Source organism: Streptomyces sp. NPDC019531 (genome assembly GCF_044903305.1).
Lineage (GTDB): Bacteria > Actinomycetota > Actinomycetes > Streptomycetales > Streptomycetaceae > Streptomyces.
Genome location: NZ_JBJDQL010000016.1, coordinates 21,635 through 35,612, shown reverse-complemented (window position 1 = coordinate 35,612; position 13,978 = coordinate 21,635). Strand labels below are relative to the sequence as shown.

Here is a 13,978-nt window from a genome sequence, read left to right as displayed (position 1 = left end):
TGAGGGAGTTGCCATGACCGAGGCCTACATCGTCGAAGCGGTCCGTACGCCCGTCGGGCGGCGCGGGGGAGGACTGAGCGGTGTCCACCCGGCCGATCTGGGCGCGCATGTGCTCAAGGCGGTCGTCGAGCGGGCCGGTGTCGACCCTGCCGCCGTCGAGGACGTCGTCTTCGGGTGTCTGGACGCGGTCGGGCCGCAGGCCGGGGACATCGCGCGGACCTCCTGGCTCGCCGCCGGGCTGCCCGAGGAGGTGCCCGGGGTGACCGTGGACCGGCAGTGCGGGTCCTCGCAGCAGGCCGTGCACTTCGCCGCGCAGGGCGTGCTGTCCGGGACGCAGGACCTGGTCGTCGCCGGGGGCGTGCAGAACATGTCGATGATCCCGATCGCCTTCGCGACCCGGCAGGCCGCCGAGCCGCTCGGGCTGACCCAGGGACCCTTCGCGGGCAGCGAGGGGTGGCGGGCGCGGTACGGGGACCGGGCGGTGAACCAGTTCGTCGGCGCCGAGACGATCGCCGGCAAGTGGGGGATCAGCAGGCAGGACCAGGAGGAGTTCGCGCTGCGGTCCCACCGGCGGGCGCTGCGGGCCATCGACGAGGGGCGCTTCGAGCGGGAGACCGTGGCCTACGGCGCTGTCTCGGTCGACGAGGGGCCGCGCCGGGACACGTCCCTGGAGAAGATGGCCGGCCTCAAACCGGTGATCGAGGGCGGCACCATCACCGCCGCCTGCTCCTCGCAGGTCTCCGACGGGGCGGCGGCCATGCTGCTCGCCTCGGAGCGGGCGGTGCGCGAACACGGCCTCACCCCACGCGCACGCGTGCACCACCTCTCCGTGCGCGGCGAGGACCCCATCCGCATGCTCACCGCCCCCATCCCGGCCACCGCGCACGCCCTGAAGAAGACCGGCCTCACCATCGGCGACATCGACCTCGTCGAGATCAACGAGGCCTTCGCCCCGGTGGTGCTGGCCTGGCTGAAGGAAACAGGAGCCGACCCGGAGAAGGTCAACGTCAACGGCGGCGCGATCGCCCTCGGGCACCCGCTGGGAGCCACAGGAGTGAAACTCATGACGACCCTGCTGCACGAACTGGAACGCACGGGCGGGCGGTTCGGGCTCCAAACCATGTGCGAGGGCGGGGGGCAGGCGAACGTGACGGTCATCGAGAGGCTGTGAGCCGTTCGCGTGTCTCCTCCGCCTCCTTCATGATCCGCTCCACCAGCTCCGCGCACGACGGCAGGTCGTCGATCACCCCGGCGACCTGCCCGGAGGCCATGACTCCGAGATCCGTACGGCCGTCCACCATCGCCGACCTGAGCAGCATCGGGGTGTTGGCGGCGAGGAGGACCTGGCTCCAGGAGAGGTCCTTGCCGTGGCGCATCGCCAGGCCGTCGTGGATCAGCCGGCGCCAGCTCAGCCCCGACAGCCTGCGGAAGCCGGCCGCTCTTCTCAGGGCGTGCCAAAGGGCCCTGGCCCGCCCGGAGTTCTCCAGCGCGGTCACCAGATCCGTACGGAGCATGCGGTGCGGGAGACCGTCCACCGCCCGGGTCACCGTCACGTCCTTGACCGCCGCCGTCAGATAGCGTGCCTTCACCGCGTCCGGCACCGTCGAGTCCGAGGTGAGCAGGAAACGGGTGCCCATGGCCACGCCCGCCGCCCCGTACGCCAGCGCCGCGACCAGACCCCGCCCGTCGAAGAAGCCGCCCGCCGCCACGACCGGGATGTCCACCGCGTCCACCACCTGCGGCAGCAGCACCGTCGTCGCCACCTCCCCGGTGTGCCCGCCGCCCTCGCCGCCCTGCACGATCACCGCGTCCGCGCCCCAGGCCGCGACCTTCTCGGCATGCCGCCGGGCCCCGACGGACGGGACGACGACGACACCCGCCTCCTTCAGCTCGGCGATCAGCTCGGCGGAGGGCGCGAGGGCGAAGGACGCCACCCGCACGCCCTCGTCGACGATCACGCGCACCCGGTCCCCGGCGTCCGCCGCGTCGGCCCGCAGATTGACCCCGAAGGGCGCGTCGGTGCGCGACCTCACCTCCCGTACGGCGTCCCGGAGTTGGTCGAGTGTCATGGTCGCGGAGGCCAGGATGCCGAGCGCGCCCGCGTTCGCCGTCGCGGAGACCAGACGGGGCCCCGCGACCCATCCCATCCCGGTCTGCACGATCGGATGCCGGACCCCGACCAGCCGGGTGAGCGCGGTCTCCATCAGCCGCCGACCTCCCTGGACCGGGTGTCGTGCGGATCGATCACCTCGCGGACCAGCTCCAGCTCGCGAACGGTCGGTTCCCTGGTGTACGGCACCTCGTCCGGGACCACCAGTTCAAAACCGGTGGCCTCCGTGACCTGCTCCACGGTGACCCCCGGATGCAGCGAAGCCAGCCGCATCGAGTGGTCCGGCGTCGCGAAGTCGAACACGCCCAAGTCGGAGACGACCCGGGGGATCCGGTGATGAGGGGCACCGTCCGCACGGTCGTACCCCACCCCGCACACCATGTCGACCTTCGCCACGAAGACCCGCCGTGAGTGCCTCGGCACCCAGTAACTGGTCGGGTTGTTCAGGGTGTTGACCGGCGCCCCCCGCACCCCCAGCAACTGCCGCTTCGGCCGCGCCCAGTCGCCGATGCAAGAGATGTTCTGGTTGCCGTACCGGTCGATCTGGCTCGCGCCCATCATCACGTGCCGTCGGCCGCCGGTGACGAGGGCGAGGTGCTGCCGGTACGGCAGCCAGCCCTCGACGGTGCCGTCGTCCCGCACGAGCATCGCCTCCCCGTCGGTCAGCAGGAGGTCGGGGGAGAAGGTGCGCCGGGCCAGCCGGGCGCCGACGGAGGGGATCAGGCCCATCGGACTGGCGACGATCTCACCGGCACCGCGCCAGGCGTCGGCGCAGGCGATCACGCAGTACTCGCTCCGTGTCACGGTCATGGTGTCCTCCCCGGGAGGTAGCGCTCGGCGAACTCCGGCCAGGGCGTGGTCGCGTACTCCTTCTGCACGGCCTCGTCGCGGCCGTAGTCCGGTGCGCAGGACGTGAAGTGCGCTCCGTTCGGGGCCTCGACGACCCCCGTCACCGAGTGCCGCTTGATCAGGAGCGACTGGGGGGCCGCCGCCTTCGTCAACTCGGCGGTGTCGACGACCTGTTCGCACGAGGCGTAGGCCGTCTCCGCCGCCTCGCAGAACAGGTCGTCGAAGTACGGGTCGGGGCCCAGGTACTGGCCGTTGCCCAGCCGGTCGGCGCGGTTGACGTGGACGAGGGCCGCGTCGAGACGCAGCGCCGGCATGGCGACGAAAGTCTCCCCGTCGTCGTAGGGCGAAGTCACCGTCCGCAGCCCGGGGTTGACCCGCATCACATCTGACCCGATACCTGCCCGCGCCGGCAGGAACGGCAGCCGGTTCGCCGCGGCCCGCAGTCCCCACATGAACATGGCCTCGTCGATCTCCATGAGCTCGAAGGCGCCGCGCTCACGGGCCGCCCGGTAGTGCGGTTCGAGGGGGATCGAGTCGAGGGTGACGAAAGCGGCGACCAGTTTCCTGATCCGTCCGGCGGCCGCGAGCATCCCGACGTCGGGGCCGCCGTAGGAGACGATCGTGAGGTCGGTGATCTCGGTGCGCAGCAACGCGCGGACCAGGGCCATCGGCTTGCGGCGGGAGCCCCAGCCGCCGATGCCCAGGGTCATGCCGCTGCGCAGGCGGGAGACGGCCTCGTCGGCGGTCATCGTCTTGTCGGTCATGCCTCTTCCTTCCCGAACCGGTCCCGGATCCGGTCGGCGACCCCGCTGACGCTCGCCTCGAACGTGAAACCCTGCTCGAAGCGGTAGCCGCGACGGACGTCGACGGGGTCGATGCCGTTGATGGCGGCCTTGGCGAGACGCAGCAGCTCCCCGTCCTTGGCGGCGATCTCGCCCGCCAACTCCAGTGCGGCATCCGGTAGTTCGTCGCGAGGCACCACCCGCCACACCGACCCGTGCCGGTGCAGCTCGGCCGCCGTCACCGTGCGCGAGGTGTAGTACAGGGCACGCATCAGATGCTGGGGCACCAGCCGGGACAGATGGGTGGCCGCGCCCAGCGCCCCGCGGTCCAGCTCGGGCAGCCCGAAGACGGCGTCCTCGCTCGCCACGATCACGTCCGCGTTGCCCACGAGCCCGATCCCGCCGCCCAGGCAGAACCCCCGCACGGCCGCGACGACCGGCACCTCGCACTCGTACACCGCCGAAAAGGCCTCGAAACAGCCGCGGTTGGCGCCGACCAGCGCCGCCGGCCCCCGCGCCTGGAGCTCCTTGATGTCCACACCGGCGTTGAACCCGCGCCCCTCGGCCGCCAGCACCACACACCGGACCCCGGGATCCCGGCCCGCGGTCCGCACGGCGTCGGCCAGCGCGAACCAGCCGTCCACCGGAAGCGCGTTCACCGGAGGGAAGTCGACCGTGACGACCGCGATCCCATTCTTTTCCGACCCCTTTTCCGGGGACGAGGTGGAGACACCCATGGAAGCATCAGCTACCTTTCCACCAAACGTTTGTTAGGTGAGAAGGGTAGCGGCGAATGGAGCTGAACGGGAGGGTCGTGGTCGTCACCGGCGGGACGCGCGGAGTGGGCGCCGGGATCGCCAGTTCCTTCGCGGCGGCCGGGGCGGAGGTCGTCGTATGCGCGCGAAGGCCGCCCGAAGTACCGCTGCCGAAGGTGGAGTTCGCCCCGCTCGACGTCCGGGACGCCGACGCCGTACGGCAGTTCTTCGTCGAACTCCCCCGTGTGGACGTCCTGGTGAACAACGCGGGCGGGGCGCCGTATCGCATGCTGGCCGACATGGAGCCCGAACGGCACGTCCGCGTGCTGGAGTTGAATCTCCTGGCTCCTCTGACGGTCTCGCTGGCCGCGTACGAGCACCTGAAGCGGGCACGGGGTTCGATCGTCATGATCGGGAGCGTCAGTGGCGGCCGGCCCTCGCCCGGCGCGGCCGCGTACGGGGCGGCCAAGGCGGGCCTGGAGAACCTCGCCCGCTCGATGGCCGTGGAATGGGCGCCGGAGGTGCGCGTGAACACCCTGGTCGTCGGCATGGTCGCCACCGAGCGGTCCCATCTGTACTACGGCGACGAGGAAGGCATCGCGGCGGTCTCCCGCACGGTCCCGCTCGGCCGCCTCGCCGAGCCGTCGGACGTGGGGGCCGCGGCCGTGTTCCTCGCCTCGGATGCCGCCGCCTATATCAGCGGGGCCTCGTTGCTGGTGCACGGCGGCGGGGAGCGCCCGGCGTTCCTGGATGCCGTAACCGTCAACAAGGAGACGTGAGATGACCGGAATCTGCGACGGCCGGGTCGTCGTCGTCACCGGCGCGGGCCGAGGCCTGGGCCGCGCCCACGCGCTCGCCTTCGCCGCCGAGGGCGCACGGGTCGTCGTCAACGACCTCGGCGTCGGCCTCGACGGCACCCCGGCCCCCGACAGCCCCGCCTTTCTCGTGGCCGAGGAGATCCGCGCGGCGGGCGGCGAGGCGGTGGCCCACGGCGGCGACATCGCGACACCCGACGGTGCCGCCTCCCTCATCCAGGCCGCCCTGGAGACGTACGGCCGCCTCGACACCCTCGTCAACAACGCCGGCTTCCTACGCGACCGGATGCTGGTCAACCTGGACGAGGACGACTGGGACGCGGTGATGCGCGTACATCTGAAGGGCCACTTCCTGCCGCTGAAGCACGCGGCGGCGCATTGGCGGACGGAGGCGAAGACGGGCCGTACGCCTGCTGCCCGGATTGTCAACACCAGCAGCGGGGCAGGGTTGTCGGGCTCGGTGGGGCAGGGCAATTACAGTGCGGCGAAGGCGGGAATCGTAGGCCTCACCCTGGTCGCCGCCGCGGAACTGGCCCGCTACGGCGTCCAGGTCAACGCGATCGCCCCGGCGGCGCGGACCAGGATGACCGAGCGAACCTTCGCCGGCACAATGACCGCCCCCTCCGACGGCTTCGACGCGATGGCCCCGGAGAACGTGTCCCCCCTGGTGGTCTGGCTGGGCTCGGAGGCGAGTGGCGGGGTGACGGGCAGGGTCTTCGAGGTGGAGGCCGGACGGATCACGGTGATGGAGGGCTGGAGGCCAGGCCCAAGTGCGGACAAAGGGTCGAGATGGACCCCGTCAGAGGCGGGAGACACGGCAAGGAAGCTGCTTGGCGAGGCGGCGGCGCCGGGCCCGGTCTATGGGGCGTGAGGGCAACCCAGTCAGGGGCGCGGGGCTGTATCGATTTGCGGCTTCCGCCGCGTGGGCGCGACCAGCTACAACGCACCCGCAGACGGCACACAGCGCTACGTGTCACACTCCAGAACCGTCCGGCACAACGCACACCGCGCCCGCACCCGCCCCCGCACAGGCACCCGAATCCGCTGATGACAGGTAGGGCAGGGAAACGACACCCTCAGCCGCCCGCCTCCGTCAGGGGTGAACGTGTAAGGGACCCCGGGCTGCGGCCCTGGACCCGCATGCCGCCGGTCCCGCGCATACCGCCGCCGCCCCGCCCAACCGGCAGCCGTGAGCGGCGGTTGCTGCTCGTCCTCCCGAGCCCTCACCATGCCCTTGGTGTACGCCGTATACGCCTGCGGACTGGTGAACCACACCGAGGGATCCTCCCCGAACACCAGCGCCCGCTTCGCCAGCACATACCCGAACTCCTCCGGCGTGAGATACCCCAGCTTCTGCGAGGACGCCGCGTCCTCCCGGTACGCGTCGAGCAGCAGCCACCCCGCCCCCAGATACGTCGCCGCGGTGTCCGTGAGGATCTCGTTCTCCCGCACACCCGGGAACGACAGCCCGAGCCGGTGCAGATACACATGCATGACCTCATGGGCCAGCGCCGCTCCGATGTCCCGCCGATGCGTGCGGAAACGGTCGTTCAGCTCGACGAAGTACTCGGGGCCCGCGGTGAGTTCGACGTTCGCCGCGTGGGTCATCTCCCGGAAACCGACGACGAGCCGCGCGTCCGGCAGCCGGTAGTGGTGCACCAGCTCCCGGGCCACCCGCTGGGCACCGAGATGGAGATCGTCGGTGTCGCAGAACGCCACGTCCACCGGTGCCACGCTCGTCGCGAACGTCTGGACGGTGTCGTACGAGAGCCGTCTCCAGAGCGCCGTGATCGAGGCCCGCACCTGCTCCAGATGCGGGTAGCCGTGCTCGACCGGTCCGTCGTTCGCCACGCCCGTACCCCCAAGACGCCCTGAACCCGATTCCACTCTACGAGGTCGTGAGCGGATTCTCGTGGGCCGGACCAGGGGCGCGGAGCAGGAGCCCAAGCCCGTCCGCCGGCGCCTCCTCCAGTTCCAGCACCCACACCTCGTTGCCGCCCTCCCTCAGCACCGGACCGGGCACGTACATCGACCGCTGCGGGCCCACGGACCAGTACCGGCCGAGGTTGAAGCCGTTGACCCACACGAAACCCCGGGTCCACCCCGGCAGCTCCAGCACCGCGTCCCCGGCGCCCCGCACGCTCATCTCACCGCGGTACAGCCCCGGCGAGCCGTCCCCCGGGACCCTCCCGAAGCCGATCCCCGCCACCGAGTCCAGCGCGTCCAGCCGCAGCCCCCGCGCCCGCACCCCGTGCAGGAACTGGCGCTCGTGCAGCAGCCCCCCGGTGATCCCCTTGCCCTCCCCGCTCCGGGGCCCGTAGTTGACCCGCCCCAGCGACTCCACCCACAGCTCCACACGCGCGTGCCCCGCGACCGGCTCCTTGAGCTGCGCGTCGTCCTCGGTGAGCACCCCGGCCCGCTCCCCGTCGACGTACACCACCGCGAGATCCCTGAGGCCCCGCGCGGTCAGCGGGTACGGCTGTCGCGGCCCCGGCACGGTCACCTCGTAGCGCACGAGCCCCCGGTCGACGTCCAGTTCCTCGAAGCCCGGCGGGACAGGGCCCTCACAGGGCGGCCCACCGCGCTCCTCCAGTACGGCGGCCAGGGAAACCCACTCGGTCAGGTCCACGGCACAATCTGGGTCCAACACCCCAGGCGCGGGCGGCAGTTCCGTGACCGGGCCGTACTCGGCCAGCACCTCCCGCAGGCGCCAGAACTTCTCCGTGGGCCTGCCGTACTCGTCGATCGGCGCGTCGTAGTCGTACGACGTCACGTCCGGCTCCAGCGGCCCGTCGTGCAGCGCGCCCCCGCCCCGGTTGGCGCCCGCCCAGCCCGCGAAGTTGGTGCCGCCGTGCGCCATGTACAGGTTCACCGAGGCGCCGCACTCCAGGATCTCCCGCAGCGTCGCCGCCGCGTCCCGCCCGTCCCGGACCACATGCCTGCCGCCCCAGTGGTCGAACCAGCCGCACCAGAACTCCATGCACATCAGCGGGCCGTCCGGACGGTGCCGGCGCAGCGTCTCGAAGGCCGAGCGGGCTCCGGAGCCGAAGTTCACCGTGGCGAGGACACCGGGCACCGAGCCGCCGGTGAGCATGTGGTCCTCGGGGCCGTCCGAGGTGCACAGGGGCACGGACACCCCCTGAGCGCGCAGCAGTTCGGCCAGCCATCGCAGATACCCGGCGTCCGAGCCGTAGCTGCCGTACTCGTTCTCCACCTGCACCATGAGCACCGGGCCGCCGCGGTCGATCTGCCGCTCCACGACCTGGGGGAGCAGCCGCCGGAACCAGCGCTCCACCTGTGCCAGGTACCGCTCGTCGCTCGTGCGCGCATGGCCTTGGAGCCAGTGCGGCAGCCCGCCGTTCTCCCACTCCGCGCAGATGTACGGGCCCGGGCGGACGATCGCCCACAGCCCGGCCCGCCGGGCCGCGTCCAGGAACCGGCCCAGCGCCGCCACGTCCCGGAAGTCACCAGGGTGCGGTTCGTGGAGGTTCCACGGCACGTACGTCTCCACACAGTTGAGCCCCAGCGCCCGCAGCATCGCCAGCCGGTGCCCCCACTGCGCCTCGTGCACCCGGAAGTAGTGCAGCGCGCCGGACAGCAGCCGCACCGGCCGCCCGTCCAGCAGGAAATCGGTTTCACCCACCGTGAACTCGCTCATAGGCTCCAGCGTCACCGTTGGCGGCGATCAGGTCCATGGACAAAGATCGACGCTGCTTGGACCGAAGCGCAGGCAAGGAGCGCGATGTACCACACCTGGATGCGGTTCCTCACGCCCAGCCCCGTCCATCACCGCCTCGGCCTGGTCTGCCTCGGCGTCGGACTCCAGTACGGCGCGCTGCCCACCGTCGGCCCCCGCACCCTCGACAGCCATGTCGCCGTCGTCATCAGCACCGGCACCGGCTGGTACGAGACTCCCGACGGCCGGCGCCGGACGGTCACCGCACCCGCCCTGCTCTGGCTGACACCCGGCATCCCGCACCACTACGCGCCCGACCCGGACACCGGCTGGGACGAGGGGTTCGTCGGGTTCACCGGGCCCGCGACCGCCACGTACACCGAACTGGGCCACATCGAGCCGGACCGCCCCGTCGTGGCCCTGTCCGACGCCACCGGCCCGCGTGCGGTGATCGGCCGTATCGCGCGGGCCGCCCGCCGCGACAACCCCCTCCTGGAGGTGGAGACCGGCGCCGCGGTCCATGAGCTGCTCGTCGCCCTGCGCCGCGCCCGCGCCGACCTCGCCCCCGACGGCGACCCCGTCCTCAAGGCCCTCGCCCGCGACGCCTGCAAACCGATGTCCGTCGCCGACCACGCCGCCCGGCACGGCATGACCACCGCCGAACTGCGCACCGCCGTCCGCCGCGGCGCCGGCTGCAGCCCCAAGGACTACCTCCTCGGCATCCGTCTTGGCCGCGCCAAGGAACTCCTCGCCGCCACCGAACTCCCCGTCGCCTCCGTCGCCCGCCGCGTCGGCTACGACGATCCGGCCTACTTCTCCCGCCTGTTCACCCGCCGCGTCGGCATGGCTCCCATCCGCTTCCGCGCCCAGGAGAGCCGCGCCGTCCCGGGCGGCTGGAGCAACCAGGTCCCCGATCCGGACGATCCACCGCGGATCTGAGCGGCCTGGCGGACCGGGGGCGCGGGCGGGGCGGGCTGGTGCGCCGCGGTCTGAGCGGCCTGGTGTGGCGGGGGTTTGGGTGTTCGGGTCGGCGGGTGTGTTGGTGGTCTGGGTGGGCTTGCTCCGAGATCGGGTCGGTGCGGGCGGGGGGCTGAGCGGTCTGGTTCGTGATCGGGCTGGTGTGTCGGGGATCTGGGTTTGTTCCTGGTTTTGGACCGGGCTGGTGCGTCGGGGGTCTAGGTGGGCTTGGGCCGGGATCGGGTCGGTGCGCCGAGGGTCAGGGCGGACTTGGTCCGGGAGTCGGCCGGTGCGGCAGGGGCTGGGCGGACCGGGCCCGGATCAGCCCCCGGTGCACCGGAGGCTGATCACCCAGGGCCCCGCTCCGGCCGGTCCGCATACGAACTGCCGGCCCTCTGCCCCGTAGGGTTGTCGCTCATGACCACCAGCAACACCGGATCCGGTGACGTCGACCCCGCGGTCCGCGAGGAGCTCGCCCGGCTGCGCGACAGCATCGACAACATCGACGCGGCCGTCGTCCACATGCTCGCCGAACGCTTCAAGGCCACCCAGCAGGTCGGCCACCTCAAGGCCCGCCACCAGCTGCCGCCCGCCGACCCGGCCCGCGAGGCCCGCCAGATCGAACGGCTGCGCACCCTCGCCGAGAACGCCAAGCTCGACCCGGCCTTCGCTGAGAAGTTCCTGAACTTCATCATCGCCGAGGTGATCAGACACCACGAGCGCATCGCCGAGGACACCGTGAACGGCTCCGCTCCCCTGGCCAATTGACCTCGCGGGACATCCCGGGGACGTGACACGGCGGCCCGTACACGACATGCTGCCCCGTGCACTCCTTGTCAGCCCGCGAGCACTCCGCGTCAGTACGCGGGCGTAGGCTGGTTGTCCGCGAGGGAGGGACGTGGGGCCATGCCGTCGGATGCCAAAATCCTCATCGTCGACGACCACGAGGACACGCTCTACGCCCTGGAGAGCGCCCTGGCCCCGCTGGGCTACCAGCTCGGCCGGGCCACCAGCGGCGACGAGGCCCTCAAGCAGGTGCTCAGGGGCCAGGTCGGCCTCCTGCTGCTCGACGTGCGGATGCCCGGCGTCAGCGGCCTCGACGTGGTCCGCTACATGCGGCGCCTGGAGCAGACCCAGCACATCCCCGTCGTCCTGCTCACCGGCTTCGGCGCCGACCACGAACTGACCTCCACCGCCTTCGGCCTCGGTGTCGCCGACCTCGTGATGAAACCCATCGACCCGTGGGCACTGCGCACCAAGGTCCGCTACCTCTTCGACGCCCACCTGCGCCACCTCGCCCTCGAACACGAGGTGCGGGAGTTACGAGCGCTCGTCAAGGACCACACCGACGACCAGGACGAGGACCATGACGCGGACGGGGACCCCACCGCCCACAGGGCCCTGCCCCACCCGGACGCCCGCGTTCCGGTGCAACGCGGACAAGGGGCGCGCACCGGGAAGCTCAAACAGGACCGGACATAAGGCGTGTACCGATCCGCCTCTGTGAGTTGGCCCTGCCATCAGGCAGCATGTCGTGCATGTCCGTACTGACGCGCGACGAAGCGCAGACCCGTGCCAAGCTCCTCGACGTTCACCGCTACACCATCGCGCTCGACCTCACCACGGGCGACGACACCTTCGAGTCCCTGACCGTCATCCGGTTCACCACGCGCGCGGAAGCGGACACCTTCGTCGAGCTCAAGCCGGCCGAACTGCGAGAGGCCACCCTCGACGGCCACCCTCTCGACCCGGAGACCCTCGACGACAACCGGCTCCCCCTCAAAAGCCTCACGGCCGGCGAACACGAACTGCGGATCGCCGCAAGCATGCGCTACTCCCGCACCGGCGAAGGCATGCACCGCTTCACCGACCCCACCGACGGCGAAACCTACGTCTACACCCAGCTGTTCATGGACGACGTCCAGCGCGTCTTCGCCGCCTTCGACCAGCCCGACCTCAAGGCCGTCTTCGACCTCACCGTCACGGCCCCCGACGGCTGGAGCGTCCTCGCCAACGGCATCACCACCGACCTCGGCGAGGGCCGCTGGCAGGCCGCCCCCACCCCCCTGATCTCCACCTACCTCGTCGCCGTCGCCGCCGGCCCCTGGCACTCGGTACGCACCGAACACCGCGGCCTGCCCTTCGGCATCCACTGCCGCCGCTCCCTCGCGCCCCACCTCGACCCGGACGCCGACGAACTCTTCGAGATCACCAGGCAGTGCTACGACCGCTACCACGAGAAGTTCGAGGAGCCCTACCCCTTCGACTCCTACGACCAGGCGTTCGTCCCCGAGTTCAACGCCGGCGCCATGGAGAACCCCGGCCTTGTCACCTTCCGCGACGAGTTCGTCTACCGCTCCGCCGTCACCGACACCGAACGCCAGACCCGCGCCATGGTCATCGCCCACGAAATGGCCCACATGTGGTTCGGTGACCTCGTCACCCTGCGCTGGTGGGACGACATCTGGCTGAACGAGTCCTTCGCCGAGTACATGGGCTACCAGACCCTCACCGAGGCCACCCGCTTCACCGACACCTGGGTCGACTTCGGTGTCATGCGCAAGGGCTGGGGCTACGACGCCGACCAGCGCCCCTCCACCCACCCCGTCGCCCCCGAAGCCGTCGAGGACACAGCCTCGGCCTTGCTGAACTTCGACGGCATCTCCTACGCCAAGGGCGCCTCCGCACTCCGGCAACTGGTCACCTGGCTCGGCGAGAAGGACTTCCTCGCCGGCATCAACACCCACTTCACGCGGCACAGGTTCGACAACGCCACCCTCGCCGACTTCATCGACTCCCTCGCCTCCGCCACCGAACGCGACGTCCACGCCTGGGCCGACGCCTGGCTGCGCACCACCGGCGTCGACACCCTGCGGCCCGTCGTCACCCGCGGCGAGGAAGCCACGTACACCCTCCACGTTGAGCACAAGGGCAGCCGCCCGCACCGCATCGCCGTCGGCCTCTACGACCAGGACGTCGCCGACGAGGGCCGCCACCTGGTCCTGCGCGAACGCCTCGACCTCGACGTCCCGCAGACCGACTCCCAAGGCCCGCTGCCCATCGGCAAGCGCCCCGCACTCCTGCTCCTCAACGACGGCGACCTCACCTACGCCAAGGTCCGCTTCGACACCGAGTCCTTCAAAGCGGTCACCGAAAGCCTCTCCGGGCTGCCCTCGCCGCTGACCCGCGCGGTCGTCTGGAACGCCCTGCGCGACGCCGTCCGCGACGGCGAACTCCCTCCCTCGGCCTACCTGGAGGCCGCCCGCGCCCACCTCCCGCACGAGACCGACCTCGCCCTCGTCCAGGGCGTCCTCGCCTTCGCCGCCACCTACGTCGCCGACCGCTACGTCACCCCCGAAGAGCGCCCCGCCGCCCTCTCCCTCCTCACCTCCCTGTGCCGCGACCTCATCCGCCGCACCGAGGACGGCGACAACCCCGGCCTGCGTCTGATCGCCGTCCGCCACCACATCGACGTCGCCGCCCACCCCGACACCATCGCCGCCTGGCTCGCCGACGGCACCGTCCCCGGCGGCCCCGAACTCGACCCCGAACTGCGCTGGCGCGTCCTCGCCCGCCTCGCCGTCCTCGGCGCCACCGACGAGACCGCCATCGCCGCCGAACTGGAACGCGACCCCTCCGCCACCGGCCAGGAAGGCGCCGCCCGCTGCCGCGCCGCCCTCCCCACCCAACAGGCCAAGGAGCAGGCCTGGGAGGCCATGTTCACCCACGACAACCTCTCCAACTACCTGTTCACCGCCACCGCCCAGGGCTTCTGGCAGCCCGAACAGGCCGACCTCCTACGGCAGTACGTACCCCGCTACTACCAGGACGCCGTCGCCCTCGCCGCCCGCCGGGGCCCCGCGATCGCCGTCGCGGCCGGACGGGAGGCGTTCCCCCACTACGCCATCGACGCCGACAACCTGGCGCTCGGCCGGGCCTGTCTGAACGACGCCGACCCCACCCCGGCCCTGCGCCGCAGGCTGATCGACCAACTGGACGACCTGGGCAGGGCATTGCGGGTGAGGCAGGCGTAG

At 71.4% G+C, this 13,978-nt stretch carries 13 protein-coding genes; 7 read left to right on the top strand and 6 right to left on the bottom strand.

Features of this window, described 5'->3' with window-relative positions; genetic code table 11:
• Positions 1–13: 13 nt before the first annotated feature.
• Positions 14–1,171 carry an acetyl-CoA C-acetyltransferase gene (locus ACI2L1_RS20220; protein ID WP_404740700.1) on the top strand — a complete coding sequence of 386 codons (1,158 nt, stop codon included), beginning with the start codon at positions 14–16 and terminating at the stop codon, positions 1,169–1,171.
• On the opposite strand, the gene ACI2L1_RS20215 is transcribed toward ACI2L1_RS20220, so the two are convergent.
• From ACI2L1_RS20215 to ACI2L1_RS20200, 4 genes are read right to left on the bottom strand one after another with little or no spacing between them, the layout of a single operon-like run.
• Entirely contained in the window at positions 1,155–2,204 is a 1,050-nt protein-coding gene (locus ACI2L1_RS20215; protein ID WP_404740699.1) for an NAD(P)H-dependent flavin oxidoreductase, read from the bottom strand. The two genes, ACI2L1_RS20220 and ACI2L1_RS20215, sit on opposite strands and share 17 nt — an antisense overlap.
• The gene (locus ACI2L1_RS20210; protein WP_404740698.1) at positions 2,204–2,920 is read right to left on the bottom strand and encodes a CoA-transferase subunit beta; all 717 of its coding nucleotides are present in this window, start codon (positions 2,918–2,920) and stop codon (positions 2,204–2,206) included. Before ACI2L1_RS20210 ends, ACI2L1_RS20215 begins: the two co-directional genes overlap by 1 nt.
• The gene (locus ACI2L1_RS20205; RefSeq protein ID WP_404740697.1) at positions 2,917–3,723 is read right to left on the bottom strand and encodes a CoA transferase subunit A; all 807 of its coding nucleotides are present in this window, start codon (positions 3,721–3,723) and stop codon (positions 2,917–2,919) included. Before ACI2L1_RS20205 ends, ACI2L1_RS20210 begins: the two co-directional genes overlap by 4 nt.
• Entirely contained in the window at positions 3,720–4,478 is a 759-nt protein-coding gene (locus ACI2L1_RS20200; protein ID WP_404740696.1) for an enoyl-CoA hydratase family protein, read from the bottom strand. Before ACI2L1_RS20200 ends, ACI2L1_RS20205 begins: the two co-directional genes overlap by 4 nt.
• Before the next feature lie 56 nt (positions 4,479–4,534).
• Between ACI2L1_RS20200 and ACI2L1_RS20195 the strand changes: the two genes are divergently transcribed.
• Positions 4,535–5,275 carry an SDR family oxidoreductase gene (locus tag ACI2L1_RS20195; protein WP_404740695.1) on the top strand — a complete coding sequence of 247 codons (741 nt, stop codon included), beginning with the start codon at positions 4,535–4,537 and terminating at the stop codon, positions 5,273–5,275.
• 1 nt (position 5,276) lies between these two features.
• Positions 5,277–6,182, top strand: coding sequence for an SDR family oxidoreductase (locus tag ACI2L1_RS20190; RefSeq protein ID WP_404740694.1), 906 nt, complete (start codon positions 5,277–5,279; stop codon positions 6,180–6,182).
• A 95-nt stretch (positions 6,183–6,277) separates the two neighbouring features.
• Here ACI2L1_RS20190 and ACI2L1_RS20185 read toward each other — a convergent pair whose 3' ends face one another.
• Positions 6,278–7,162 (bottom strand): hypothetical protein, encoded by an 885-nt coding sequence (locus tag ACI2L1_RS20185; protein WP_404740693.1) that lies wholly within the window; start codon positions 7,160–7,162, stop codon positions 6,278–6,280.
• Positions 7,163–7,199: 37 nt separating this feature from the next.
• The gene (locus ACI2L1_RS20180) at positions 7,200–8,969 is read right to left on the bottom strand and encodes a beta-galactosidase family protein (protein ID WP_404740692.1); all 1,770 of its coding nucleotides are present in this window, start codon (positions 8,967–8,969) and stop codon (positions 7,200–7,202) included.
• 84 nt (positions 8,970–9,053) lie between these two features.
• Between ACI2L1_RS20180 and ACI2L1_RS20175 the strand changes: the two genes are divergently transcribed.
• The 4 genes from ACI2L1_RS20175 (at position 9,054) to pepN (ending at position 13,978) form a co-directional block, all read left to right on the top strand.
• Positions 9,054–9,926, top strand: a complete 873-nt coding sequence (locus ACI2L1_RS20175) for a helix-turn-helix domain-containing protein (RefSeq protein WP_404740691.1) — start codon at positions 9,054–9,056, stop codon at positions 9,924–9,926.
• Positions 9,927–10,361: 435 nt separating this feature from the next.
• The gene (locus tag ACI2L1_RS20170; protein ID WP_404740690.1) at positions 10,362–10,712 is read left to right on the top strand and encodes a chorismate mutase; all 351 of its coding nucleotides are present in this window, start codon (positions 10,362–10,364) and stop codon (positions 10,710–10,712) included.
• Positions 10,713–10,850: 138 nt separating this feature from the next.
• Positions 10,851–11,426 carry a two-component system response regulator gene (locus ACI2L1_RS20165; protein WP_404740689.1) on the top strand — a complete coding sequence of 192 codons (576 nt, stop codon included), beginning with the start codon at positions 10,851–10,853 and terminating at the stop codon, positions 11,424–11,426.
• A gap of 56 nt (positions 11,427–11,482) precedes the next feature.
• A complete protein-coding gene (pepN, locus tag ACI2L1_RS20160) occupies positions 11,483–13,978 on the top strand; it encodes an aminopeptidase N (RefSeq protein ID WP_404740688.1) in 2,496 nt (831 codons plus the stop codon).

Excerpts from the sequence above, each read along its gene's own strand:
- ACI2L1_RS20220 (WP_404740700.1), top strand. The coding sequence starts at position 14 with ATGACCGAGGCCTACATCGTCGAAGCGGTCCGTACGCCCGTCGGGCGG.
- ACI2L1_RS20215 (WP_404740699.1), bottom strand. The coding sequence starts at position 2,204 with ATGGAGACCGCGCTCACCCGGCTGGTCGGGGTCCGGCATCCGATCGTG.
- ACI2L1_RS20210 (WP_404740698.1), bottom strand. The coding sequence starts at position 2,920 with ATGACCGTGACACGGAGCGAGTACTGCGTGATCGCCTGCGCCGACGCC.
- ACI2L1_RS20205 (WP_404740697.1), bottom strand. The coding sequence starts at position 3,723 with ATGACCGACAAGACGATGACCGCCGACGAGGCCGTCTCCCGCCTGCGC.
- ACI2L1_RS20200 (WP_404740696.1), bottom strand. The coding sequence starts at position 4,478 with ATGGGTGTCTCCACCTCGTCCCCGGAAAAGGGGTCGGAAAAGAATGGG.
- ACI2L1_RS20195 (WP_404740695.1), top strand. The coding sequence starts at position 4,535 with ATGGAGCTGAACGGGAGGGTCGTGGTCGTCACCGGCGGGACGCGCGGA.
- ACI2L1_RS20190 (WP_404740694.1), top strand. The coding sequence starts at position 5,277 with ATGACCGGAATCTGCGACGGCCGGGTCGTCGTCGTCACCGGCGCGGGC.
- ACI2L1_RS20180 (WP_404740692.1), bottom strand. The coding sequence starts at position 8,969 with ATGAGCGAGTTCACGGTGGGTGAAACCGATTTCCTGCTGGACGGGCGG.
- ACI2L1_RS20175 (WP_404740691.1), top strand. The coding sequence starts at position 9,054 with ATGTACCACACCTGGATGCGGTTCCTCACGCCCAGCCCCGTCCATCAC.
- ACI2L1_RS20170 (WP_404740690.1), top strand. The coding sequence starts at position 10,362 with ATGACCACCAGCAACACCGGATCCGGTGACGTCGACCCCGCGGTCCGC.
- ACI2L1_RS20165 (WP_404740689.1), top strand. The coding sequence starts at position 10,851 with ATGCCGTCGGATGCCAAAATCCTCATCGTCGACGACCACGAGGACACG.
- pepN (WP_404740688.1), top strand. The coding sequence starts at position 11,483 with ATGTCCGTACTGACGCGCGACGAAGCGCAGACCCGTGCCAAGCTCCTC.